This window comes from Nocardia sp. JW2 (assembly GCF_051843015.1).
GTDB lineage: Bacteria > Actinomycetota > Actinomycetes > Mycobacteriales > Mycobacteriaceae > Nocardia > Nocardia coubleae.
In genome coordinates, this window is record NZ_JBPXLK010000034.1 from 23,085 (window position 1) to 45,779 (window position 22,695).

A 22,695-nucleotide genomic window follows, 5' to 3' on the forward strand; every position below is an offset into this window, starting at 1 on the left:
CCCGAGGAAAGATCATGCAACCCATCCAGTGCGCCACCTGCGGAAACCGGGTGCTCGCCGAGAAGTTCAGCCCGAGTCACACCAGCGTGCAGTGGCTCGACGACGCCGAGTCCGCCTGCCCGGAGTTCGCCCGCCGGGCGGCCCTCGGCGAGCCGAGCAGCTGGATCCCGACCTGCCCGGCGCTGCGCGATTCCATCGACCGAGCTGTCGCCGCAGGCGAATTGGCGACCGATCAGCTCCGCAACGAACCGGTCCCCGGCCGCCTCGGCTGAGGCGACAGAACCAGGAGAACATCATGCACAGACTCGACGGTCATCGGACGCTGGTCACCGGCGCCGGATCCGGTATCGGCCGCGCGACGGCGTTGCGCCTGCTCGACGAGGGCGCCACGGTGGTCGGCGCCGACGTGTCGGCCGACGGCCTCGCGGCCACCGCCACGCAGGCGAAGGACCGCGGCACGGGTGAGCGTTTCAGCGTCCTCACCCTCGACATCGGCAGCGAGGAATCGGTGGTCGAGGGTGTCCGGTCGGCGACCGCCACCCTGGGCGGTCTGGATTCGGTGGTGAACGCGGCGGGCATCCTGCGCGCTTCGCACACCGAGCAGACCTCCCTCGAGTTGTGGAACCAGATCATCGGGGTGAATCTCACCGGCACGTTCCTGGTGGTCCGTGAGGCACTGCCCGCGCTGCTGGCCAATCCGCGCTCGACCATCGTGAACTTCAGCTCCACCTCGGCGGCCTTCGCGCACCCGTACATGGCGGCGTACGCGGCGAGCAAGGGCGGCATCCAGTCCTTCACCCATGCCATCGCCCTCGAGTACGGCGGCAAGGGTGTGCGTGCGGTGTCGGTGGCGCCGGGCAGCATCAAGTCCGGGATCACCGATGCCACCGGTGGTTACGTGCCCGCCGATGCCGACTGGTCGCTGTTCGCCAAGCTGTCCCCCGTGTTGCCGACCTCGCTGGAGTCCGGTGGCGCCGGGATGGGCGATCCGGACGCGGTGGCGGGTGTGATCGCCATGCTGGTGTCCGAGGACGGCGCGTTCATCACCGGCACCGAGATCCGTATCGACGGGGGAACCCACGCCTGATGAGCATCACCTATGACGGCACGTTGCGCGAATTGCCCACCGACGCAGGTGTTCTGCGTTACCACGAGGCCAGTGACGGCCCGCCCCTGCTGTTGCTGCACGGCTCCGGTCCCGGGGTGACCGGGTGGCGCAACTTCCGTGGCAATCTGGCCACCTTCGCCGAGCGGTTCCGCTGCCTGGTTCTCGAGTTCCCCGGTTTCGGGGTGAGCGACGACTTCGGCGGGCACCCGATGGTGACCGCCCTGGACGCGGTGGCGCGCTTCGTCGACGGGCTCGGCCTGGAGCGAGTCGATATCATCGGCAACTCGATGGGCGGTGGCGTGGCGTTGAATTACGCCATCACGCAACCGGATCGGGTGGGCAAGCTGGTGACCATCGGCGGGATCGGGCGCAACCTGTTCAGCCCCGGCCCCGGCGAGGGCATCAAGCTGCTGCAGGAGTTCACCGAGGAGCCCACGCGGGAACGTCTCGTGCAGTGGTTGCATTCGATGGTGTTCGATCCGGCGATGGTGACCGAGGAACTCATCGAGGAGCGCTGGACGCAGGCCACCGATCCCGCGACCCTGGACAGCGCCCGGCGCATGTACAGCAAGGCGGCGTTCACGGCGATGGTGCGGGCGATGGAAGCCTCGGACGCGCCCCCGCCCTGGGCCATGCTGCACAAGGTGCAGGCGCCGACGCTGGTCACCTGGGGCCGCGACGACCGGGTGAGCCCGCTCGACATGGCTCTGATCCCCATGCGCACGATTCCGCGCGCCGAATTGCACGTGTTCCCGAACTGCGGGCACTGGGCGATGATCGAGCGGAAGGAAGAATTCGAATCGACGGTGCTGGCGTTCCTCACGCGCTGACAGCGTCTCTTTCCACCTTCACTGTATACCGTAAAGGGGGCCTTGCCACAAGGCCCCCTTTGTGGCGCATAATCGTCGGCCGCAGCATTTCACCTGCGGAAACACCGAAAGTGAGGGCTTGTGCCGGAACACGGTCACGACGAGGAATTGCGGTCGGAGCGCGAGTACGTGGCGCGCCTGTACGCGCGGCTCGACGCCGAGCGCGCACAGGTGAAGGGCCGCTACAGCGCCGCACTGCGCGGCACCGGTAACTCCCCGATGGAGCGCGACAACGAGGTGCGCGCGCTCGGCAAGGAGATCCAGCGCCTGAACGTCGCCGACAACGGTCTGTGTTTCGGCAGGCTGGACGCGGTGTCGGGCGAACGGTCCTACATCGGCCGCATCGGCCTGTTCGATGCCGGCGACGACTTCGAACCACTGCTGCTCGACTGGCGCGCACCCGCCGCCCGCGCGTTCTATGTGGCTACCGCCGCCAACCCGGAGGGCATGCGCAGGCGACGGCAGTTCCACACCCGCGATCGCCGGGTGCTCGACTTCACCGACGAGGTCCTCGGCAGGCCCGACGCGGGCGAGGGCGGCGACGCGGCGCTGCTGGCGGCGGTGAACGCACCGCGTGGGGACGGGATGCGCGACATCGTGGCGACGATCCAGGCCGAGCAGGACGAGATCATCCGCCTCGAGCACCCGGGCGTCACCGTGATCGAAGGCGGTCCGGGTACCGGCAAGACCGTCGTGGCATTGCATCGGGTGGCCTATCTGCTCTACACCCAGCGCAAGCGGATGGAACGCCAAGGTGTGCTGGTGGTCGGCCCGAATCCGGCGTTCCTGAACCACATCGCGCACGTGCTGCCCGCGCTCGGTGAGACGAATGTCGTCTTCGCCACCACCGCCGATCTGATGCCCGGGCTGCACGCCACTGCGGAGGACACACCGGAAGCGGCGCGCGTCAAAGGCTCGCTGCGCATTCTCGATGTGCTCGGTGCCGCGATCGCGGACCGGCAACGACTGCCCGCGGCGCCGCGGGACATCGAGCTGGCCGATGCGACGGTGCGCGTCGACGCGGCCGTCGCGGAGTGGGCGCGCGAGGAGGCGCGGGCGAGCGGACGTCCGCACAACGAGGCGCGGGCGGTGTTCGCCGAGATCGTCACCTATGTGCTCACCGAACGGGCGATCGCCCGCATCGGGAAGGGCTGGTTGACGCGCGAGGACAGCGAGGCGTGGGAGCAGCTGCGCGCGGACCTGACCGCCGAACTCGCCGAGAACGCCGATTTCGTCGCTGTGCTCGACGAATGCTGGCCTGTTCTCACCCCGGAAGGTCTTCTCGGCGAACTGCATTCGTCCCTGGACCGCCTTCGCGCCGCGAACGCGGACGAGTCGCTGTGGCGGGCCGACGGTACCGCGTGGACGGTCTCGGATGTGCCGCTGCTCGACGAACTGGTCGACCTGCTCGGTCGCGATACTCCCGCCGACGACAGCGCCGAACGCGCCCGCAAGGCCGAAGCCGCCTACGCCGAGGGCGTGCTCGACACCCTGATCAGCCGCGAAGACCTGATGGACGACGAGGATCACCTGCTCGCCCAGGACATGCTCTACGGCGAGGACCTCGCGGACCGGTTCCTCGAGCGCGACACCCGCGAACTCGCCGAACGTGCTGCGGCCGACCGTGATTGGACCTACGGGCACGTGGTGGTCGACGAGGCCCAGGAGCTCTCGGAGATGGACTGGCGGGTGCTGATGCGCCGCTGCCCGAGCCGGTCGTTCACCATCGTCGGCGACCTTGCCCAGCGCCGGTCACCTGCCGGCGCCACCGCGTGGGCGACGGTGCTCGACCCGTATGTTCCGGGCCGCTGGGTGTACCGCTCACTCACGGTGAACTACCGCACGCCCGCCGAGATCATGACGGTCGCCGCCGCCGTGCTCGCCGAGTTCGCGCCGGAGGTTCGGCCACCCGACTCGGTGCGCGCGTGTGGTGTGCGGCCGTGGTCGCAACAGGTCGACGCCTCCGAATTCCCTTCGGCTATCGAGGCATTCGTGCGCACCGAGGCGGATCGGGAGGGCACGAGTGTGGTGATCGGCCCGGTCGGCATGCCGGGCACGGTGCCCGCGTCGGAGACCAAGGGCCTGGAGTTCGACTCCGTGCTCGTCGTCGAACCGGGAAGGATCCTCGCGGAGGGACCGCGTGGCGCGGCGGAGCTGTACGTCGCACTCACCCGCGCCACCCAGCGCCTCGGCGTCGTCCACCACGACCCCCTCCCGAACGCACTCACCGGCCTTGCCGAGGCTCCGGAACCCCTCCTGGCCCGGTGATGTTCCGGAGGCCACCGACCTAGCGTTGGGTGCTGCCCGCGTCCACCGGCAGGGTGACGGCGGTGATGTAGCGGGCTTCGTCGGAGGCCAGGAACAGGGTGGCGTTGGCGATGTCGACGGGGTCGACCCACGGGATGGGCAGCATGTTCATCGACGTGGCGGCCTCGGCGAATTCCTCGCGGGTCGGATTTTCGCGGTCCGGCCGAAAGACCTTGCGCACCATGTCGTTCTGGATCATCGGCGTGTCCACGTTGGTCGGGTGCACGGTGTTCACCCGGACATGGTGCGGCGCTAGTTCCTTCGCCAGCGAACGCATCAAACCGACGACACCGTGTTTGGCCGCGACATAGTGGGAGACGCCGACCAGCCCACGCAAGCCGGCGATGGAGCTGGTCAGGATCATCGCTCCCCCGTCACCGGCGATGAGGTGGGGTGTGGCCGCCTTGCAGGTCTGCCACACACCGGTGAGGTTGACGTCGATCATGGTCTGCCACTGCTGCTCGGTCAGCTCGAGGGCGAACGCGCTCGAACTGATTCCGGCTGTGGCGCAGACGATGTCGAGCCCGCCCAGCTCACCGACCCCGGCGTCGACGGCGGCCCGCAACGCCGACCCGTCGCGCACGTCCACGACCGTGGCGACGATCCGCGCACCCGTCGCCTCGACGGCACGAACGGTCTCGTCGAGATCGTCACGGCTCGCCGGTGGCGTCACCACGGTGTCGACCGGTCCGCAGAGGTCGACCGCGATGATGTCGGCACCCTCCTCGGCCAGCCGGATCGCCTGCGCACGCCCGATACCGCGCGCGGCGCCGGTCACGACCGCTACTTTGCCCGAAACCCGTCCCATGTCACACCTTCTGAGTCAGTCCGGCATCCACCACGAGCTGGGTTCCCGTCACGTAACGGGACTCGTCGGATGCGAGGAAGAGCACGGCATTGCTGACGTCGACCGGTTCCACCCACGGAACCGGCAGCAGGGTGCGGCGGGCCAGCGCCTCGGCCGCGTCCTGCCGCGTCGGATTCGGCAGGTCCGGGCGCAGTTTCGCGTAGACCTCGTCGTTGAGAATCATCGGCGTCGCCACCGACCCCGGGTGCACGGTGTTCACCCGGATACCGCGCGGCCCGAGCTCGTTGGCCAGCGTGCGCGCCAACCCGACCACGGCGTGCTTGCTCGCCGAATAGTGCGCCGCCATGGCGCCGCCGACGATGCCGTTGACGGAGCTGACGATCACGATCGACCCACCGTCGGCCAGGGCCTGTGCACCGGCACGCACCGTGTGCCAAGCACCGGTCAGATTGATATCGATGGTCCGCTGCCAGGCCTGATCGGTGAGCTCCCACGACGGCGCGAGGTCGGTGTAGATACCCGCGTTGGCGACGATCACGTCGAGCCTGCCGAGCTCACGCACTCCACCCGCAACGGCCGTATCGAGCACGTCCGCCTCACGCACATCGGCAGTAGCGGTGACACACCGCCGCCCCAACGCCTCGACGGCCTGCTTGGTCGTAGCCAATTCCGTTGCGGCGGCGTCTATATCGAGGGCAATGACATCGGCGCCTTCCTCGGCAAGCCGCACGCAGTGCGCACGACCCATACCCCTCGCCGCACCGGTGACCAGCGCGACCCTGTCCTGCATGCGATTCATCGGGCGCCCCTACCAAATCGAGTGTCCACCCGGCCGACGCTAGGTTCGCCACGCCCCGGACTCGCCGGGCTCTCCCGGTGAGCGGGCGATGCGACGAGACTTCCCACCTACCGGGAGCGCCCCTGGCCGAGCCCATCCCTGCGGCGACCCGCCCTCGACGAATTTCCCCCAGAAATCGCCAGGACCTTGCCGAATCGCCGAAATTTCGCTGAGTTGGTTACCTTGCTCTGCATGATCTATCCAAGCGGGAACTCGGCGACCCGAGTAGCGCGACTGGCGAACATCCCGCACGAAAGCTGGATGCAGGACTGGCCTGTCGAGGTGTCCGATCCGGAGCGACTCGATGACTTCACCCGTCTGCTCCTCGCGCACAAATCAGACTGGGAACTGAGTTACTGGCTGCTGGATCTGGTCCTCGATTCGGCCGAGACTCATATGGCCACCACAGCGGCGCCGGAACGAACCGAGCAGTTGATCGACACTCTGGCTGCGGTGTACGAGGCCACACAAGCACCAGCCATCGCCGAAAGGCTCGAGTACTGGGCGGCCCTGGAAACCTCTGATCCCGGTGAGATGTTCCGCGTGAGCCCGCTGGTTCGGGAAGCTCGTCGCCGGGTGGTCGCGCGATGACCGAACCCGACCCGAACGAACCGGGGCTCGACGCGGCTCGCAGAACATATCCGGTCGGCGACCGTGTGACCGGGGTCGTCACACTGATCCCTCGCCCCGGTGCCATCGGGTTGTTTGTCGATTTAGGCTGGCCGCCAACAGGATTCGTCGATGTCCTCAACCTTCCGGAATCCGTCGATCACTGGCCGACCGTAGGCACCGTCACAGAATTCGAGGTCCTCCAGCACACGCACCGACAAGTCCGGCTATGGCCGCTCGATGCCACCTTCCGGCCGAGCACAGCGGCCCGGTGGACCATGAGTGAGCGAGAATGGCATGCTGTGAAGCGCCGCCATCCTGTGGGTTCGGAAGTGACCGCCGAAATCACTCACGTCTTTTCATCGAACCGTGAATACGTAGTCGAATTCGACGGCGTGTGGTCCGCACTGCCGTGGACAGGCGAACCACCCATAGCCGGAACCACCGCTGGATTCGTTGTCGACCGACACCTCGATGAGACCCACAGGATCCTGCTTCGCACCGGCTGACCAGCCAGGCAAGCGGAACTTTTCGAATACCATTGCACACGTGCGATCGTGGTACCGAGGGTTCACCACCAGTACCGGTCCTGCCACCACGCGGGCGCGGAGATAGAATTCACCGGGTGACTTCGAGAATCGCGGCATACGGCGTGTGCCGCGAACATGATCGGGTGCTGCTCGTTCGCCACATCGCCGAAAGCGGCGAAACCACCTGGACGCTTCCGGGAGGTGGGGTCGATCAGGGAGAGGACCCCTTCGATACCGTGACCCGCGAGCTTGTGGAGGAGACCGGTCTCACCGGCGTGGTCGAACGATTACTCGGAGTCGATTCAAGGGTGATCCCGGCGCATGAGGCCCACTCGGGCGAAGAGCACCAGAACATCGGCATCTTCTATCTCGTCCGCGTCACCGGCGGCCGCCTCCGAGCCGAACCGAGCGGGGCCACAGTCGAACCGACCTGGACCCCGATCTCCGAAGTCGCCTACCTCCGCCGATCATCCCTTGTCGACTCCGGCCTGGCTCTGGCACAAACCCTCCCGGCGACCGGCCACGTCACGTCCACTCCGGTCGGCGGTCTTATCCAGCATTGAGCCAGCGACGAGACCAGGAGTAGTCACTGCGCCGTGATCGACACGCGTGACCATGCTGCCCGAGCATGCGGCCCGCGCAGGATTCCACTACCACCGATCTCGGATATGGTCTGAAGTACTCGCCCGTCGACGGCACACGTATGCCCATGTCAGTGAGGATGCTTGATGCTCGTCGAGACGATTCCCATGTGGACCGAGCGGGGAACCCCGGTGCTCCTGCGTGAAATCCTCACGCGGTTCCAGTCGAACGATTGGCGGTGGCACGTCGAGGAGTTCGACGGCATCGGACGCTTCCCCGGCGGCCTCACGTGGACCGAATTCCAGGCCGAGGTCGAGAACGGAGCCGCCGTTTTCGATTGGGACGGAATCCAGCAGTTCGCCGACGGCTTGGACCAGATGATCGACGGCCGGATTGTCGCCACAGACGTCAACGGCGCGATCGCGCTGACGATCGAAGCGCGCGACAGTACCGAATACGAGATCGCCATCGCGTCCGTGCCGGGTCACCCTGCGGGTACTCCACACTGATCTACAACCACGGAAAGAACTGATTCGCCTATCTCGTGGATCAGCGGCCGCCACGCGCTTGACTCAGCAACGCGCGACCGCGTTCCGGGGTCAGGCTGTACGCCAGCGCAGGGTCGGCGAGCAGGGCGACCGGGGCGATGTGATCCGGAGTGCGGGGCTGCCAGTGCGTCATCGCGGTCCCGAGCGCATCCCACAGTGCCGCTGGGTCGGAGTGGTGTTGTGCGAGCGCCTTTCGCACTGCGGCGTCGAAGGCTTGATTGCCGTAGGTAAGCCGGTAGCCGGGCTGCTGTACCCGTGCCCTGTGCTCGTCGATAGCAGGTCCGATCTCGAGCCCGGGGTCGTTTTGTGCGTTTTCCAGGAGCTGGGCGATATCGAGGGCGGAGACAGGTGAGTGCTTGTCAGCGGCGTGTTTCTGGGCGAGTTCGAGGGCGTGGCGGTGTCCGGTGAGTGCGCGTTTTGCCAGATATTCGGCAATGTCGAGGGCGGAGCCGTACCAGGGTTCTTTATGCGCGTGCTGGAGGAACATGCACGGCAGAAACTCGTCGGTGAACAGCGGACTGCGGAAGAATCCGTCCGGGGCCGGCGTCGAAGGCAGCAGATGCGAAAGGATCCGGGAGTAGTCGTATGGAGAGGAAGTGGTGAGGAACATCTGGAGCTGGGTTCTCAGGACTGTGGCGCGCGGCTGGCCGAAATTCTGGGCCTTTTCCAGGGACACCATGGCTTTGTCGAGGTCCCCGGAAAGGGCTTGACCTCGAGCCTCTTCGGCTACCGAAGCCCAGTTGTCACGAGTTCTGCCCGCAGGCTGACGCAGGCGATGGAAGCTTTGGTACAGCGATTTCATGAGTGCGGTGAACGATGGATACCGCTGCGGAAATTCACTCCAGGCAAAGACGCTATATGCGGCCCACTCCCCGTCTTCGTCGCGGTCGGCCGGATCGAGGAACAGAACCCCGACGTCGGCGTGCAACGAGATCAACAACCCGCGACTGAATGGGTTACCCGGCGCATCACCTGGGGCTTCGGTGATCAGGTCGGCCCAGGACTCCCAGTTGGGTTCGAGATCACGCAGCCACCCCAGGTTTGTCGTGTCACGCATCTTCCACACGAACTCCCCGGCATGGCGCCATCCATCGGTGGTCAGCAGGAAACTGCGATAAGAGGGTGGCAACCTCAGGCCGAGACGCTGCTCGACGGCTGCGACGTCGGCCTGGGTGGCCGCGGGATAGCCGAGCCAGCGCTGCTGCACCACCTCGGGATCCAGGTCACCGGGATCGCAACTTGCAATCCATTCCTCACTCCAAAGCTCCAGCCACGGCCTCCAATTCATTCCACGCACGCTACGGACAGGCTCCGACAAAGTTCATGCCGACGGCGTGGATTTCGACGAGCCGCCGGCGGCTGAGTAGGGCGCGTCCGTTCATAGTCGGCCGACCTGGGCATGCGGGTCACGAAGACAACGCGAACGCGCTGTCATGTTCCCGACTCACTGTGGGAACTGGCTGATCCGGGTGTTCTGGAAGGTGGTGAACAGCCAAGTTCCTTTGTTGCGCACCGCGACCCGGGTCTGGACGGACCGGGCATCGGGCGGCGCGGTCGCGCCCGGAGGCATGGGGCGATCGCCCACGGTGACCAGCACCGCGATATTCGGTGCGGGGAAGCGCAGCGTGGTGGTTTCGGGTTCGGCCATGCGGGTGCCCCTCATGAACCCGTCGAAGCCCTCCTGCATGACGGTGGCGAGTTCGGTTCGGCCCTGGATGCGTTCCCCGATAACCGAGACGAAATCGGCGTCGGGGGTGAATGTGGCGGCGAAGGCGGTGCCGTCACCTGCGGCCCAGGCGTCCATCTGCGCGCGCAGCAGGGCGAGGACGGCGGTTTCGTCGGTCATGGCGTCACCGGTCCCCGGCGACGCAGGCCCGCGAACTCGAGGGCGGCGAAACTCGCGACGAACGCCGCGCCCGCGAGCAGGAAGACCCGGCCCCAATTCGTCAGCGGAATCAGATCGATCACAGCGAACTCGACCATGAGTACCGCCGACAGGGCGTTGACCGCGACAATGACGGCAGCCACGCGAGACGATAGCCGAGGGTGGCGCGCCATGAGCAGCAGTGCCGCAGCGCCGCCCAGCATGCCAACGCCGAAGGGAACCGACCAGGAGTTCGGCAAGCCGAGCGGTTCGCGCAACAACGGGGCGGTGGCCAACAGAAAGGTGCCGAAAACGCCGGTGCTCCAGCCGTCTACCCGCAAGGTGGTGCGCAGGCCGGGACCGGGTCCGAAGGTGGTCATCGTGGTCATGGCGTCGACGTTGCCAGCGGCCGATCATCGTCTCAATGACCTCCGAGGTCATGGCACCCGGTCGCGCCGGACCGATAGCGTGGCCGAGTGACGCGTTCGGTGCAGGAATCCCCCGTCGGCACACTGTTGAAGGATTGGCGGCAGCGACGGCGGCTGAGTCAGTTGGAGCTGGCGCTGGCCGCCGACAGTTCGGCACGGCATCTGTCCTACGTCGAGACCGGGAAGGCCAAGCCGAGCCGGGCCATGGTGCTCAAACTCTGTGATGTTCTGGAAGTTCCGCTGCGCGAACGCAATACGGTGTTGCTCGCGGGCGGATTCGCTCCGGAGTATCGAGAGAGCAGCCTGGACGACGCCCATCTCGCCGCTGCCCGGGCCGCGCTGGACACCATGCTGACCGCGCACGAACCCTATCCGGCGGTAGCGGTTGACCGGTACTGGAATGTCGTTGCCACGAACCGCGCGATGGGCCTCTTCTCGAACGAGGTCGACGACCAGCTGATGGAGCGACCCAACGTCTACCGCCTGGCCCTGCACCCCGGCCCGCCCGATGCCGCCACACACATGGTCAACCACGGTCAGGTCAGGGAACTCCTGCTCGAACGACTGCTCCGCCAGGTACGGGCGACAGGCGACCCGATCCTGCGCGCGCTGTACGACGAAGTCTCCCAGTACCCGGTCCCGTCGCACACCGAACCCGATCCCAGTGCGCCCACACCGTTCGCGGTGCCGCTACGCATCGCCACCCCGCTGGGCGAGCTACGCATGTTCAGCACCATGGTCACCTTCGGCGCACCGTCGGATGTGACGCTCGCGGAATTGGCCATCGAATTGTTCTATCCGCTGGACGAATTCACCGCGGATACGCTCCGCACCCTCTTCACCGCAGATCCCGCAGCCCACCCCTGAACGCTCGCACCGTGGTTGAGTCCGCCACGCGCGGGAGGCTGGAACCAGCGCCCGCGGACGCTTCAGCGCGCGGAAGCGCGGACCAGAACGCGATCACCATTTCCCGGTTCAGCATCGAGGTGTCCTACCTGCCGATCCCTGGGTCGGTAGGCCGAGCCCACCGACCGTCGATTGCCGCTCCCAATGCTGGCCCGGACCCTTCGTATGCGGCAAGGAGTTGATCTGGACTTTTCCGTGGCGCGCTGCGATGACGAATAGAGCCTGCTAGAGCTGAGTCCTATGGTCTAGGAATGGCTCTCGATGCTCGATACCAGACACTTCCCTACGAACCGCTGCTCGAACGCGCGATGCGTGATCGTGAGGCCGCCGAGAACGCCATCCAGTTCTTCAGCCGCTTAGCTACCACCGATGGTGCCGATTCGCGGTATCGGAATGACCCGATCTGGGTGGAGCTGGCCCCGATCGCTCGTCAGATCGTAAGCCGGCGGCCCGACATTCTCGACCGGACTTTCTCCACGCGAGCGTGGGATGCGGCGTACTGGTTGCTTTCACCCAACCGCCGGAACCAGGAAGAGCGCAATCCAGCCGGGTTGGCCGAGATCACAGTTTTCGGAGCGGAGTCCCTAGCTTCGGGTGCGACTGCGGGGCAAGGAAATCAGCTTCGGTTTGTGCGCCCGACTACTGCGCGAACCATAGCTGATTATGTGGAGAACAACCTGGAGATTGCCGCACATCTGTTCGATGGTGAAGCGATGGAAGCAGCCGGTGTCTATAAGGGACCGTGGGACCGCGACTACCTTCTCGATCAGCTGGCCCGGTATGCCGAATTGTATCGACTTGCTGCCGACCTGGACGAATGCGTACTGGTAGCACTCGGCTGAACCAGCACTCCGTCAAGCGATGAGTGTGCCGCGCTCGACTCGTGACCGAATGCCTCCAGAAGCCCCGGCCCGCACGTGATGACGAAGAATCAACACACGAGGAAGTGACCTGTCGACGCCCCCGGGGCACGATGTCGGCATGTCAGGAAATCGCCCAAGCCTGAAAGACAACCTCGTCGCCGGTCTCACGGTCCCGATTACCGACGTCGAGCGAGAAGCTGCGCGCACCCCTCCCTACTCGATACCGGCTGCCGTTGTCCCCATCCGCGACCGTGTCCTCGAGGAGCTCGTCAGCCGCCTCCCGAGTGCGGGAGACGGGCCGCCGACGGTGACTCGCGTACTGAGCTGGCCTCGGGACTACCGAATCGAGGTACAGATGCTCGCTCGCAGCCACGGTCTCTTCGACTTCGCGGACGCGACTTGCGCATTGATCGCGGTCGACGCACTGACCTCGGACGAGGTCGACAGGATTGCCCCGCTCCTGCCCGAAACATGCGGGTTTCGCCGGCAGCAGGTGTTGAACGGGATCGCCGCCGCGGATCTGGCCGGCGCCCGTGCGATCGCTGGCCGCATAGACGACGGATACGCCTGGCGCGCATACCGCGACATCGGCTTCGCCCTTGCCGATCGAGGCGACGTCGAAAGCTTCTTCGCCGACTGGAAGCGATATGCGGCCGGTCAGGACCGCGCGGGCATGGCCTTGCTCAAAGAACATCTGGTCGCGGGTGTAGCTCGAGACCGGGGCTTGCGCGCGGCGGTGGCGGTCGCAAGGGACCCTCCTGCCGGAGTTCGACGAGTTGGCTCTGCTGGCAGCCACCATCCGCGAAGCCACTCCGCGCAATCCCGAACGCAACCATCCCCTACCCGTATGAAGGCCGACGCGCTTGAACGCACTCGAAAGAGGCGCATCCCAGGTTGACGTCGGGACCGCACACGAAATCTGTTGCCGCTCCGTGCTCGGGCGCCCAAACTGTCCGCGTGGCCCTAATAAACGACGATTCCGAGATCGAGTACGTGGTTTCAGCTGAGCTGCGGTTGGCCGACCGCCAGATTCGAAACTCCAGAGCCGATTCCGCTGCGCTACTGGACGCGGACTTTCGCGAGTTCGGCGCATCCGGCAGGGTGTGGGACCGAGAGTCGATTCTCGACATGATGAGCGACGATATTTCCTCGGCGCCCACGATCGACCACGTCACAGCCGCACGTCTGGCGCCGACCGTGATTCACGTGACCTACCGGACACGTAGCCAGGAACGCACCGCTGTTCGCAGCTCGATTTGGCTGCTTCGCGACGGCAGCTGGAACCTCTACTTTCACCAGGGAACTGTGCAACATGAGACAGCGACACAGGATGACAACTAGCTGACGAGGTACGCACGAGGAACCGGACGACCCGACGTCAGCAGAAGTAGCCTCGTCACAGTTCGGACCAAGCGACACCGGACCATGGAGATGCTCGTCCGGCAATCAATTGGAGATGGAAGTCGGGACCTTCGTGTGTCCGATCCTCCTCGGGATCGGTGAGTTGGGTGACGGTGCAGATGTAGTCACCGTTGGGGAGTTCGATGCCGGACCCGTATATGTCCTTGTCGTCGTCCACGGCGGATTCCGCGTACTGGGCAGCCATGGTGACCGTCTCCAGATTGACCACGATCAGCTCACCACGCGTCACGGTGATGGGGCCGGTGATCTGCCTGATGACCGGCAGCCGCGGATCCACCGAAGAATTCGAAATGTCGATCCGCCACTGCTCCTCGCCGCCGGTTCCCCAGAACAGCATCGTCTGCTGCCGTATCTCGGATTCGAAGCGCTCGAACAGCATTTCCAAGGTCCAGTTTTCACCCACGAACGACGTGTACGTGTGGGGGTCGACAAGGCCGAGGAATCCCGAGTCATCGGTCATCTCGTCGATCCGATGCTGAAGCTGTGCCACGCGGTTGTCCTCCCCGGATTGATCACCGAACCTTACCGCCGCGATGTTCGGTCCAAAACACCGAACCCGCTCCCCACGGCATCCACGAAGAAGTCCGAAGAGCTCCGCCGGAAGTGCTCCGGCGCAGGAGAACTGACAACCTCGGCATGCTGATCGGCAACACCCGGAGCCTTCGATTCGCAGTCACCTCCTGCGCTCGTGCCGCCTACGGACTGCCCCGCCGACCGAGTCGGTGCCGGAACTGGGCCGAGGCATTCTCGAGCGTCTCTTGCGCCGCTCGAGCGTCGTGAAGCACGTGGCATGCTCATCTGGCCGCAATGGTTGCACACTCCGCGAAGCCCGATCACGAGAGGAGAAGACCATGTCACTCGCCGGTCCAGTAGTCGGTCTGCGCCCACATCGCAATCACCGAGCCCCGTCTGAACATCCTGGATGCCGATAAGGGGCAGTGTGTGTGGCTATCCGCCGGTAGTCTGTTAAAGGCGTTCCGGCTCGGCTGAACGCACAGGGAGGAACGCCGGCATGACTGTCAATGTTTACCCGGCGATCGCCGAGCGTCCCGAGAGCATGTGGGTTCTGGAGGTGTATGGACCCCAGGGGGTGCGAAGCGTAACTCGGGGCCACACTGTTCTGGAGGCACAAGCGGTGGCCCGCGAGGAGGTGGCGCGACTGCTCGGGGTCACTACCGACACTATAGATATCTGTATCTGGTGTGAGGCCTGCCTGCTGGAACATGATGCAGCCGCAGTCCAGGCATACGGCAATTCTGAAGGCGTATTCTGCTCGTCCTGTACAGGAGGGCCACGCTGCACATGCTCGTTTTGCAAAGAATGAGAGTTCGCTCCGCGACGCTGGACCGTGCTCCGACAACGCACTGAAATGCCGTGATGCGGGCGGTGGTCGGCCATCCAAACCGCGCGCTTGACGAGCTTTGTCGAAATTTCGACCGCCTGGCGCGATGGCCAACGAGCCGGAACTACCGGTTCCGAGCCGCCCCGAGTTCGCTCACCAGCCAGGCTGCTACTCCGGCGCGAGTGCAATATCCGCTTCTGCGATGAGCGCGTGACGCATTGGGTGTCAGCAATCTTCGGAATAGTCTTCGAATTCCCACATGCCGATTCGAGCGAGTTTGGCGGCGAGTTCGGGCCATGTCGGTTCATCAAGGCCTGCGACGTACCCGCGCAGGTACTGGGTCACAGCGTCGAGATCTATCCGATCGACGATGATCTTGTGGCGGCCGATGATCATGCCCGTCAGGTTCACCTGCTCAGCGATCCATCGAGGAGTGCACACCAACAGGTCGAAGGACTCCTCACCCCTCATCCCTTGCGGCCCCGCGAGGAAGCGAATCGCGACAGCGTCGCGGTGCTTCACAATCCCTGTTCGAAGATCGGCGTCTGGGGTCTCGATCGCCCTCAGCTCCGCTTTCATGATTCGGTCTCCTTGCTGCTCCGGCCGCTCGAGGCACGGTGTCCGATTGTGCACTGCACTCAGTTGCTCTAGTCGCGTGGCTACGAACGTACGTGCCTGTGAAATGGCAACTCCCCGGTTCTCGGGGTTGACTGGCACGGGACGCGATTGTCAGAGGGATCGGGAAGTATGCGTTCATGAGCTACGACCTCCTGGTCTGGGAAGGCCCCAGACCAGGCAATGCACAGCATCTGCGAGAGACACTCGACCAGATCAGCGAACGACACAGTCGAGCCCACAAGCCCGACCCAGCCAGCCCCAAGATTGCCGAATTCGTCGCCGCCCTTCTCCGCCGTTGGCCAGACATTGAGCACCCCGCCAGCCCCTGGTCGGTGTCGGGTACCGGGTATGTAGACGGCCCGATCCTCAGTGTCCATATCCAGCGAGGCCGCGCGCAGGAGGTGTCGGAGTTCGTCGCTGGGCTGGCGCAGGTGTTCGGACTGGTCTGCTACGACTGCCAGCGAGGAAGAGGATTGCGGCCATGAACAGCGGGACTGTTCCCGCAGCCTTCGTTCGGCCATTCCGCATTTTGCTTCCGTGCCTCGGCATCAGTCGGACGGGCCCAGGGCTTCGACCGACCGCACAGCGTCGGCGACGGAGAACGCACGTCTTGCGAAGGCTGATGCTTCGAAGACTCACTCACTCTCCGCGTGCCGCGCCGATAGGCAATGCTGGTGCGGTGAGCGACCAACCGCGACACCGGGATCCGATGACGTCGGTTCCGATAGATCTCAACGATTTCGTCTACCTCGGGGATAAGTGGAGGGACCGGCACTGGATGAACGTGCCAGGTCCCTTCTACACCGGACAGACCGATACATGTTGGGCCGGACGGACTCACGCCCCAAGCAATGTGCTCTACGGCGGTGAGTACTACAACGAGTTCGTCTACCGCCAACCGAAGTCCGCAGTCGAAGTCGAATGCCTGCTCGAGGCAGCAGCCGCCGACCCGTTCGACGGCTACGCCTGGGACGGGGACTTGCGATGGACTCCTGCGGCTGTTCGGGCGTGGCGGAGTGGTCGCGGCACGGTGACAGAAGATCTGTTTGAGCTGCTCGCGGATTACACAAAGGTTGGCGCTCTCCTCGAGGACCGCGAGGTGGCGGAGGGCGTGCGGAAGTTTCTCATCTACCTGGCCACCGACCTCGAAACCGACCTGCGGAGGTATGTGTTCAGATTGGAGAACGGTCGGTATCCGGACGCCGACGACCCGCTGCCGAGCCTGTAACCTGCTATTGCCGCCGGGTCGTGAATGTCGAGCGTCTGCTCATGCCGACTTCAGGACGTTGTCTGGGCCCGAAGATGATTGCGCTCATGACCGAATGACAACTGCATGTCTCCCTGGCTGAACTGCGCAGATCCATCGACTTGCTCATGGACCATTCGGAGTTCTGTTTTCCTGCCTACCGCGCGACTGGTCGACCTCTCCGACACTTGCAATGCCGCCAACGCGCAGCCTTGATCGACCGAGCGGCTCGGGTGGTGGAACTGAGCGAGGAATTCGGAGGTAGGCGAGAGCACGAATCCTGTTGCGTCGCTACGATCCGATCATCGAAATCGAAGCCTGGTTCCATGGGAATATTCAGGCATTCCCCGCTGACCCCGCATATCCGTTGGGGGCCAGGAACATCGCCCGTGCCGATGAGCGTTCATTCCTGTGGATGCCAGCCGTCGACTATCACGTCCGCGTGGTCTGGCGTCCGGTCGGCAGCGAAGTGGGCATCCTCGGCGGCCATCCAGCGCTGCCACAACGGCAGCGCTTCTGCCCCGTCGCGGTCCAGCCCACGTCTGAGCCGCGTATCGCGCGGGGTTTCCACCCAGATCGACAGCGACAGGCGGTCACGGACCGATGCGCGCGCGGACGAGACCCCTTCCAGGATCAGCACATCGGGGCTCGCCAGCTCGTGCCATTCGGAAAAGGCGCGCGAAGTCCAGTCATACCGCTGGTACCGTGCGGGGCGGCCCTGGCCGAGCGGTTCCAGTACCTGGGCTTCCAACCTCGGCCACCAGTCGAGTTGGTTGTCCCAGGATGCGAAGTCGTCGGTGTGGAGCAACTCGGCACAGCACGCGACGGCGAGGCGGTCCGCCAGAGTGGATTTCCCTGCGCCGCCGGGCCCGTCTACAGCGACCAGTCGGGTCGAGCCCAACCGGGGCACGCTCTGCGCTACCTTGACAGCGATTTCATCGACCAGCACAAGCTCCATTCTGGCCTTGCGTCCACTTCTGCCGAAACGCGCACGGTGGGCAGTCGCCTGAATACCTTGGCGACACGGTGTCTCGACGTCCTCATGCCGAATACAGGACAGTTCGCATCGACCGATTCATGTCGGTACCGGTGCCTAGGTTCGACATCATGACCATGGCTGCGATCGAGTACCGAACTGGAGATGCCACCGCACCCAGCACCACGGGACCAGCAATCATCGCCCACATCTGCAACGATCTCGGTCGCTGGGGCAAAGGCTTCGTCGTCGCAGTGTCTGCGCGCTGGCGGCAACCCGAACGGTCGTTCCGCGATTGGTACAAGCAACGCGGTGCCAACGACTTCGGATTGGGTGCCGTGCAATTCGTCCCCGTCGCGCCTCATCTCCACGTAGCCAACATGATCGGACAACACGGCATCCGCGCCAGCGCGGGCAACCCACCTATCCGCTACGACGCCGTCGGTCAGTGCCTGAGCCAACTGGCCGATTTCGCATCCTCGTCAGGTGCATCGGTGCATATGCCGCGGATCGGGTGCGGGCTGGCCGGCGGTACATGGGACCGGATCGAACCGCTCATCAGTGGTCACCTGTCCAGCCGAGGTATCACGGTGGTCGTGTATGACCTGGAATGACCACAGCGCCTTCGAACTTCTGGCAGCCACGTGGATCCGTGTTGAAGTGGACACGTGATGAAAGAGAGCTCCCCACATTCTCACGGTCCGGAACGGTCGGTCCGGCCTTTGGCCGACTACCGCGATGTGTACGAACTCCTCGACGAGAACGTTCGATTGCGGCCGCTGATGTGGGTTCGCGGCGGGTCATTGCAGGAGCTCATGACGCTCCTTTGCGGCTACGGTGTCGCGCTCGAAGTGCATTCCGTGCCAGAAGAGTTCACTCTCAGCCCGGGAGGACCCTTCTGCATGTGGCTGTTCGAAGAGTTCGGGTGGGGTACCGCGTTCGGTTGGGCGGCGGCCATCGAGAATAACCTGAGCGAGGGCGAGACCGCGATGGATGCTTTCTTCCGCCTGCTCGACCAGTACCGAGCCGTCGTCGCCGCGCAGCGCAGCGTGCCAGGATCTGGCAAATGTGGAAGGACGTGATCGAAAAACTTTCTGCGGATGCCGAACTCGCGCCACCTGCTTCCGACACCGAGATCGATCAGATCGAACGGCGACTCGGGCAGCCGGTGCCGAACGACTTGCGGGATCTACTGAGGTGCGAACGGTGTGCAGGCCGAGTGCGGAGCCGGGCTGGTGTGGTCGGTACAGGTTCACTTACCGATCAACTCCAACGGCGGGCAGGCGCTGAAGGCGACGACTGGTACAAGTGACCGCTGCGGCACTGCCGCTGCCGCACCCTGAATCTCCCGGTGAGCGGGCACGGCGACGCGATCTCCCGACCACCGGGAGCCGGGGCTGCCACGGCGCCGCAAGGCTGGGACGGTCGTGGCGACGTGTTCGCGAGCGTAGGAGGACATCGGTGACGAGGGCGAGTGTCGGCGTGGCGCTTGGTGCGCGGGTGGTGACGCTGCGGGTCGCGGCGGTGGTCGAGGAGACTGCCGAGGCGCGTTCGTTCGTGTTCGAGGTTCCCGAGGATGCGAAGGAGCGGTTCGGGTATCGGCCCGGTCAGTTCCTCACGCTGCGGATACCCGGGGAGCGGCCGGTGGCGCGGTGTTATTCGCTGGCGAGTTCGCCGTTCACGGGGGAACCGCTCAAGGTGACGGTCAAGCGTACCGAGGGTGGGTATGGCTCGAACTGGTTGTGCGACAACGTTTCCCCAGGCGACAGCATCGACGTGTTGCCGCCGACTGGCACCTTCACGCCGGCGTCCCTCGACGAGGATCTGCTGCTGTGGGCCGGGGGCAGTGGGATCACGCCGGTGTTGTCGATCCTGGTCTCGGCGCTGGTCGGTGGGCGGGGCAAGGTGGTGTTGTTCTACGCCAATCGTGATCGGGAGTCGGTGATCTTCGATCGGGCGCTTGCCGAACTCGTGCGGCGATACCCGGAGCGGCTCACGGTGACCCATTGGCTGCAGTCCGAACGCGGTCTGCCGGATGCCGGTTCGCTGGCCGATTTCGCCGCGCCGTATGCCGATTACCACTCGTACCTGTGCGGCCCTGCCCCGTTCATGGCCGTGGTGACCGAGGCGCTGGCCGATCGTCCGCGAGAGCGGGTGACCAGCGAGGTGTTCGTCTCGCTGTCGGGCGACCCGTTCGCCGAGCCGGTACCCGTCGCCGACGACGACACGGCCGCCGACGTGGACGTGGAGCTCGACGGCACCGTCCACGCGCTGCGTTGGCCCCGCGAACGGACGCTCGTCGACGTGATGCTGGCGCGCGGGCTCGATGTCCCGTACTCGTGCCGGGAAGGTGAATGCGGTTCGTGCGCCTGCACGGTGCTCGACGGCGAGGTCGAGATGGGCAGGACCGGCGTGCTGGACGACGACGACATCGCCGCCGGCTACATCCTCGCTTGTCAGGCGCGCCCGCGCACCGGCACTGTCCGCATCCGCTTCTGATCCGGGAGGTGCGCTGTGGCTGTTGATACCGCGCGGGAATCGGTCGGGTTCGGGTCCGAGCGTGGGCCGGTGCTCGTCTCGCTGATGCTCGCGACCGGGCTCGTCGCGCTCGATTCGACGATCCTGGCCACCGCGGTGCTCGCCATCACCGACAGTCTCGGCGATTTCGCGCTGTTCCCCTGGTTGTTCTCCAGTTACCTACTCGCCCAAGCTGTCACGGTTCCGGTCTACGGCGCGCTGGCCGATACGTTCGGCCGGAAACCGGTGATGCTGTTCGGAATCGCGGTCTTCGCGCTCGGTTCGCTGCTGTGCGGGCTGGCGAGCAGCATGCTCGCGCTGATCGTGTTCCGCGCGGTGCAGGGGCTCGGTGCGGGCGCGATCCAGCCGACGACCATGGTGATCGCGAGCGATCTCTACACCCTGGCCGAACGCGCCACGATCCAGGGTTATCTCGCCGGGGTGTGGGCGGTGGCGTCGGTGACCGGTCCGCTGCTCGGCGGCGTCTTCGCCGACTATCTCGGCTGGCGCTGGATCTTCCTGATCAACCTGCCGCTGGCCGTGCTCGCTGCGTGGATGCTGGTGCGCGGCTTCCACGAAACGGTGCCTCGGCGGCAGTCCCGCATCGACTATGCCGGGGCGTTCCTGCTCACCGCCGGTGCGAGTGCGCTGGTCCTCGGTCTGCTCGAAGGTGGTCGTGCCTGGGCGTGGGATTCGCCGACCGGAATCGGCGTGTTCACCGGAGCCGCACTGCTGCTGGCAGTCTTCGTCGTGGTCGAAACCCGTGCGGCACAGCCGATTCTGCCGTTGTGGATCTTCACCCGGCCGGTGGTGCTGGCGAGCACGGTGGCGGCGATGCTCGGTGGTGCGCTGCTGTTCGGGTTCACCACCTATGTGCCGATGTTCAACCAAGGGGTCTTGGGGACCGGCGCGCTGGTAGCCGGGCTCGTCACCGGTGCGCTCACCCTGGGCTGGCCGCTGTCGGCCGCGCAGGCGGGAAAGGTGTACCTGCGCTTCGGTTTCCGGGCCTGCGCGGTGTCGGGAGCTTGTGTCGCGACGATCGGGGCCGCATCGACCCTGCTCATCGACGAACACTCGGCGCTGTGGCAGGTGGCGGCATCCTGTTTCGTCGTCGGTGCGGGGATGGGGTTGGTGGCCACCCCCACGCTCATCGCGGCACAGACCGGCGCAGCCTGGTCGGAGCGGGGTGTGGTCACCTCGGCCGCACTGTTCGCCCGCTCGCTCGGGAGCGCTGTGGGTGTGGCCGTGTTCGGCGCGATCGTCAACGCTCGGATCGCGGGGTCCCCGGCTCCGGAAAAGCTGGCTGGGGCAATACATCTCGTGTTCGTCGCCATCGCCGCGATGACGGTGGTCATGGTCGTGGCCTGCGTGTTCATGCCTCGCCGCGCCGACACCGCGCAGTTGTAGACGTGACTTTCCCAGGATCCGGGACGACCATCGAATTTCTTTCCGGCCAGCGGGAAGCGGACCGTTCGGGTGCTCCCCTGCCGAGGAGCATAAGGCGCATGATCACGATGTCTAGGACGGAGGCAGCATGCTGAGCCCCACCGTGCGCAGCGAGCTCGCGGACGAATTGGCCCGCGCCGAACAGAATCGGGTGGCCGTACCGCCGCTGGTCGACCGGTACCCCGGCATCGACGTGGTCGACGCCTACGAGATCCAGTTGCTCAACATCCAGCGCAGGCTCCGCGACGGCGCCCAGGTCGTCGGGCACAAAGTCGGGCTGTCGTCCAAGGCGATGCAGCAGATGATGGGCGTCGACGAACCCGACTACGGACACCTGCTCGCCGAGATGGAAGTCTTCGAAGACGTCCCCGTCGACACCGCCCAGTACCTGCTGCCCCGCGTCGAGGTCGAGGTCGGGTTCGTCCTCGGCAAGGACCTGCCCGGCGAGGACTGCACCGAAGCCGACGTGCTGGCCGCGACCGTCGCCTACGCACCCGCGATCGAGTTGATCGACTCACGGATCACCGACTGGAAGATCGGGTTGGCCGACACCATCTCCGACAACGCCTCCTCGGCCGGATTCGTCCTCGGCAAACAACGCGTCGCCCCCGCCGATATCGACATCACCGCCATCGACGCGGTCCTCACCCGCAACGGTGAGGTCGTCGCCGAAGGCCGCAGCGACGCGGTCCTCGGTGACCCGGTGATCGCGGTCGCCTGGCTGGCACGCAAGGTCGCGACCTTCGGTGTGCGGCTCAAAGCCGGTGACATCGTGCTGCCCGGCTCCTGCACCCGCGCCATCGACGCCCGCCCCGGCGACGACTTCCACGCCGAATTCACCGGACTCGGTTCGGTCCGTTTGCGTTTC

Annotated in this window: 27 protein-coding genes; 18 read left to right on the top strand and 9 right to left on the bottom strand. The window is 65.4% G+C overall.

The window, feature by feature from the left end:
• Positions 1-14: 14 nt before the first annotated feature.
• From ACSVDM_RS28500 to helR, 4 genes are all read left to right on the top strand, one after another.
• Entirely contained in the window at positions 15-272 is a 258-nt protein-coding gene (locus ACSVDM_RS28500; RefSeq protein ID WP_439268849.1) for a hypothetical protein, read from the top strand.
• Between the two features lie 23 nt (positions 273-295).
• Complete coding sequence (locus ACSVDM_RS28505; protein WP_439268850.1) at positions 296-1,087, top strand: SDR family NAD(P)-dependent oxidoreductase; 792 nt, start codon at positions 296-298, stop codon at positions 1,085-1,087.
• Complete coding sequence (locus tag ACSVDM_RS28510; protein WP_439268851.1) at positions 1,087-1,938, top strand: alpha/beta fold hydrolase; 852 nt, start codon at positions 1,087-1,089, stop codon at positions 1,936-1,938. The genes ACSVDM_RS28505 and ACSVDM_RS28510 overlap by 1 nt, the downstream gene beginning before the upstream one ends.
• Before the next feature lie 120 nt (positions 1,939-2,058).
• Entirely contained in the window at positions 2,059-4,245 is a 2,187-nt protein-coding gene (gene helR, locus ACSVDM_RS28515; RefSeq protein WP_439268852.1) for an RNA polymerase recycling motor ATPase HelR, read from the top strand.
• 19 nt (positions 4,246-4,264) lie between these two features.
• Here the strand turns inward: helR and ACSVDM_RS28520 are convergent, their stop codons facing one another.
• Both ACSVDM_RS28520 and ACSVDM_RS28525 read right to left on the bottom strand, forming a co-directional pair.
• Entirely contained in the window at positions 4,265-5,092 is an 828-nt protein-coding gene (locus ACSVDM_RS28520; protein WP_357152939.1) for a mycofactocin-coupled SDR family oxidoreductase, read from the bottom strand.
• A gap of 1 nt (position 5,093) precedes the next feature.
• Positions 5,094-5,891: a mycofactocin-coupled SDR family oxidoreductase gene (locus ACSVDM_RS28525; protein WP_439268853.1), complete on the bottom strand. Its 798-nt coding sequence runs from the start codon at positions 5,889-5,891 to the stop codon at positions 5,094-5,096.
• Positions 5,892-6,122: 231 nt separating this feature from the next.
• Here ACSVDM_RS28525 and ACSVDM_RS28530 point away from each other — a divergent pair, with 231 nt between their 5' ends.
• From ACSVDM_RS28530 to ACSVDM_RS28545, 4 genes are all read left to right on the top strand, one after another.
• Positions 6,123-6,521: a hypothetical protein gene (locus ACSVDM_RS28530; protein ID WP_439268854.1), complete on the top strand. Its 399-nt coding sequence runs from the start codon at positions 6,123-6,125 to the stop codon at positions 6,519-6,521.
• Positions 6,518-7,048 (top strand): hypothetical protein, encoded by a 531-nt coding sequence (locus ACSVDM_RS28535; protein ID WP_439268855.1) that lies wholly within the window; start codon positions 6,518-6,520, stop codon positions 7,046-7,048. The genes ACSVDM_RS28530 and ACSVDM_RS28535 overlap by 4 nt, the downstream gene beginning before the upstream one ends.
• Before the next feature lie 116 nt (positions 7,049-7,164).
• Positions 7,165-7,632, top strand: a complete 468-nt coding sequence (locus ACSVDM_RS28540; RefSeq protein ID WP_439268856.1) for an NUDIX hydrolase — start codon at positions 7,165-7,167, stop codon at positions 7,630-7,632.
• Between the two features lie 165 nt (positions 7,633-7,797).
• Entirely contained in the window at positions 7,798-8,160 is a 363-nt protein-coding gene (locus tag ACSVDM_RS28545) for a hypothetical protein (RefSeq protein WP_439268857.1), read from the top strand.
• A 40-nt stretch (positions 8,161-8,200) separates the two neighbouring features.
• Here ACSVDM_RS28545 and ACSVDM_RS28550 read toward each other — a convergent pair whose 3' ends face one another.
• The 3 genes from ACSVDM_RS28550 to ACSVDM_RS28560 form a co-directional block, all read right to left on the bottom strand.
• Positions 8,201-9,409, bottom strand: coding sequence for an SMI1/KNR4 family protein (locus ACSVDM_RS28550; protein WP_439268858.1), 1,209 nt, complete (start codon positions 9,407-9,409; stop codon positions 8,201-8,203).
• A 234-nt stretch (positions 9,410-9,643) separates the two neighbouring features.
• Complete coding sequence (locus tag ACSVDM_RS28555; RefSeq protein ID WP_439268859.1) at positions 9,644-10,045, bottom strand: SgcJ/EcaC family oxidoreductase; 402 nt, start codon at positions 10,043-10,045, stop codon at positions 9,644-9,646.
• Positions 10,042-10,452 (bottom strand): hypothetical protein, encoded by a 411-nt coding sequence (locus ACSVDM_RS28560; RefSeq protein ID WP_439268860.1) that lies wholly within the window; start codon positions 10,450-10,452, stop codon positions 10,042-10,044. The genes ACSVDM_RS28555 and ACSVDM_RS28560 overlap by 4 nt, the downstream gene beginning before the upstream one ends.
• Positions 10,453-10,539: 87 nt before the next feature.
• On the opposite strand from ACSVDM_RS28560, the gene ACSVDM_RS28565 reads away from it, so the two are divergent.
• Both ACSVDM_RS28565 and ACSVDM_RS28570 read left to right on the top strand, forming a co-directional pair.
• Positions 10,540-11,358, top strand: a complete 819-nt coding sequence (locus ACSVDM_RS28565) for a helix-turn-helix domain-containing protein (protein ID WP_439268861.1) — start codon at positions 10,540-10,542, stop codon at positions 11,356-11,358.
• A 290-nt stretch (positions 11,359-11,648) separates the two neighbouring features.
• A complete protein-coding gene (locus ACSVDM_RS28570; RefSeq protein ID WP_439268862.1) occupies positions 11,649-12,239 on the top strand; it encodes a DUF1877 family protein in 591 nt (196 codons plus the stop codon).
• A 142-nt stretch (positions 12,240-12,381) separates the two neighbouring features.
• Here ACSVDM_RS28570 and ACSVDM_RS28575 read toward each other — a convergent pair whose 3' ends face one another.
• Complete coding sequence (locus ACSVDM_RS28575; protein WP_439268863.1) at positions 12,382-12,954, bottom strand: hypothetical protein; 573 nt, start codon at positions 12,952-12,954, stop codon at positions 12,382-12,384.
• Between the two features lie 263 nt (positions 12,955-13,217).
• On the opposite strand from ACSVDM_RS28575, the gene ACSVDM_RS28580 reads away from it, so the two are divergent.
• Positions 13,218-13,601: a DUF4440 domain-containing protein gene (locus ACSVDM_RS28580; protein ID WP_439268864.1), complete on the top strand. Its 384-nt coding sequence runs from the start codon at positions 13,218-13,220 to the stop codon at positions 13,599-13,601.
• A gap of 55 nt (positions 13,602-13,656) precedes the next feature.
• On the opposite strand, the gene ACSVDM_RS28585 is transcribed toward ACSVDM_RS28580, so the two are convergent.
• Positions 13,657-14,172, bottom strand: a complete 516-nt coding sequence (locus ACSVDM_RS28585; RefSeq protein ID WP_439268865.1) for a hypothetical protein — start codon at positions 14,170-14,172, stop codon at positions 13,657-13,659.
• 1,077 nt (positions 14,173-15,249) lie between these two features.
• Positions 15,250-15,603, bottom strand: coding sequence for an Imm8 family immunity protein (locus ACSVDM_RS28590; RefSeq protein WP_439268866.1), 354 nt, complete (start codon positions 15,601-15,603; stop codon positions 15,250-15,252).
• 176 nt (positions 15,604-15,779) lie between these two features.
• Here ACSVDM_RS28590 and ACSVDM_RS28595 point away from each other — a divergent pair, with 176 nt between their 5' ends.
• Both ACSVDM_RS28595 and ACSVDM_RS28600 read left to right on the top strand, forming a co-directional pair.
• Positions 15,780-16,127 (top strand): hypothetical protein, encoded by a 348-nt coding sequence (locus ACSVDM_RS28595; RefSeq protein ID WP_439268867.1) that lies wholly within the window; start codon positions 15,780-15,782, stop codon positions 16,125-16,127.
• Between the two features lie 224 nt (positions 16,128-16,351).
• Positions 16,352-16,870: a ferredoxin gene (locus ACSVDM_RS28600; protein ID WP_439268868.1), complete on the top strand. Its 519-nt coding sequence runs from the start codon at positions 16,352-16,354 to the stop codon at positions 16,868-16,870.
• Positions 16,871-17,291: 421 nt separating this feature from the next.
• Here ACSVDM_RS28600 and ACSVDM_RS28605 read toward each other — a convergent pair whose 3' ends face one another.
• Positions 17,292-17,846 carry a uridine kinase family protein gene (locus ACSVDM_RS28605; protein WP_439268869.1) on the bottom strand — a complete coding sequence of 185 codons (555 nt, stop codon included), beginning with the start codon at positions 17,844-17,846 and terminating at the stop codon, positions 17,292-17,294.
• Between the two features lie 149 nt (positions 17,847-17,995).
• Here ACSVDM_RS28605 and ACSVDM_RS28610 point away from each other — a divergent pair, with 149 nt between their 5' ends.
• The 5 genes from ACSVDM_RS28610 to ACSVDM_RS28630 form a co-directional block, all read left to right on the top strand.
• Positions 17,996-18,478, top strand: coding sequence for a macro domain-containing protein (locus ACSVDM_RS28610; RefSeq protein ID WP_439268870.1), 483 nt, complete (start codon positions 17,996-17,998; stop codon positions 18,476-18,478).
• 108 nt (positions 18,479-18,586) lie between these two features.
• Positions 18,587-18,946: a hypothetical protein gene (locus ACSVDM_RS28615; RefSeq protein ID WP_439268871.1), complete on the top strand. Its 360-nt coding sequence runs from the start codon at positions 18,587-18,589 to the stop codon at positions 18,944-18,946.
• A 379-nt stretch (positions 18,947-19,325) separates the two neighbouring features.
• Positions 19,326-20,363, top strand: coding sequence for a 2Fe-2S iron-sulfur cluster-binding protein (locus ACSVDM_RS28620; RefSeq protein ID WP_439268872.1), 1,038 nt, complete (start codon positions 19,326-19,328; stop codon positions 20,361-20,363).
• Between the two features lie 15 nt (positions 20,364-20,378).
• The gene (locus ACSVDM_RS28625) at positions 20,379-21,788 is read left to right on the top strand and encodes an MDR family MFS transporter (RefSeq protein ID WP_439268873.1); all 1,410 of its coding nucleotides are present in this window, start codon (positions 20,379-20,381) and stop codon (positions 21,786-21,788) included.
• Between the two features lie 127 nt (positions 21,789-21,915).
• Positions 21,916-22,695: 2-keto-4-pentenoate hydratase (locus ACSVDM_RS28630; protein WP_439268874.1), on the top strand; the 780-nt coding region annotated here is incomplete at its 3' end.

Bases quoted from the DNA above. Each gene is read 5' to 3' on its own strand.
- ACSVDM_RS28545 (WP_439268857.1), top strand. From the start codon at position 7,798: ATGCTCGTCGAGACGATTCCCATGTGGACCGAGCGGGGAACCCCGGTG.
- ACSVDM_RS28505 (WP_439268850.1), top strand. From the start codon at position 296: ATGCACAGACTCGACGGTCATCGGACGCTGGTCACCGGCGCCGGATCC.
- ACSVDM_RS28595 (WP_439268867.1), top strand. From the start codon at position 15,780: ATGAGCTACGACCTCCTGGTCTGGGAAGGCCCCAGACCAGGCAATGCA.
- ACSVDM_RS28605 (WP_439268869.1), bottom strand. From the start codon at position 17,846: ATGGAGCTTGTGCTGGTCGATGAAATCGCTGTCAAGGTAGCGCAGAGC.
- ACSVDM_RS28520 (WP_357152939.1), bottom strand. From the start codon at position 5,092: ATGGGACGGGTTTCGGGCAAAGTAGCGGTCGTGACCGGCGCCGCGCGC.
- ACSVDM_RS28575 (WP_439268863.1), bottom strand. From the start codon at position 12,954: ATGTTCTTTGAGCAAGGCCATGCCCGCGCGGTCCTGACCGGCCGCATA.
- ACSVDM_RS28535 (WP_439268855.1), top strand. From the start codon at position 6,518: ATGACCGAACCCGACCCGAACGAACCGGGGCTCGACGCGGCTCGCAGA.
- ACSVDM_RS28570 (WP_439268862.1), top strand. From the start codon at position 11,649: ATGGCTCTCGATGCTCGATACCAGACACTTCCCTACGAACCGCTGCTC.
- ACSVDM_RS28560 (WP_439268860.1), bottom strand. From the start codon at position 10,452: ATGACCACGATGACCACCTTCGGACCCGGTCCCGGCCTGCGCACCACC.
- ACSVDM_RS28600 (WP_439268868.1), top strand. From the start codon at position 16,352: ATGACGTCGGTTCCGATAGATCTCAACGATTTCGTCTACCTCGGGGAT.
- ACSVDM_RS28525 (WP_439268853.1), bottom strand. From the start codon at position 5,891: ATGAATCGCATGCAGGACAGGGTCGCGCTGGTCACCGGTGCGGCGAGG.
- ACSVDM_RS28555 (WP_439268859.1), bottom strand. From the start codon at position 10,045: ATGACCGACGAAACCGCCGTCCTCGCCCTGCTGCGCGCGCAGATGGAC.
- ACSVDM_RS28510 (WP_439268851.1), top strand. From the start codon at position 1,087: ATGAGCATCACCTATGACGGCACGTTGCGCGAATTGCCCACCGACGCA.
- ACSVDM_RS28530 (WP_439268854.1), top strand. From the start codon at position 6,123: ATGATCTATCCAAGCGGGAACTCGGCGACCCGAGTAGCGCGACTGGCG.
- ACSVDM_RS28610 (WP_439268870.1), top strand. From the start codon at position 17,996: ATGACCATGGCTGCGATCGAGTACCGAACTGGAGATGCCACCGCACCC.
- ACSVDM_RS28500 (WP_439268849.1), top strand. From the start codon at position 15: ATGCAACCCATCCAGTGCGCCACCTGCGGAAACCGGGTGCTCGCCGAG.
- ACSVDM_RS28590 (WP_439268866.1), bottom strand. From the start codon at position 15,603: ATGAAAGCGGAGCTGAGGGCGATCGAGACCCCAGACGCCGATCTTCGA.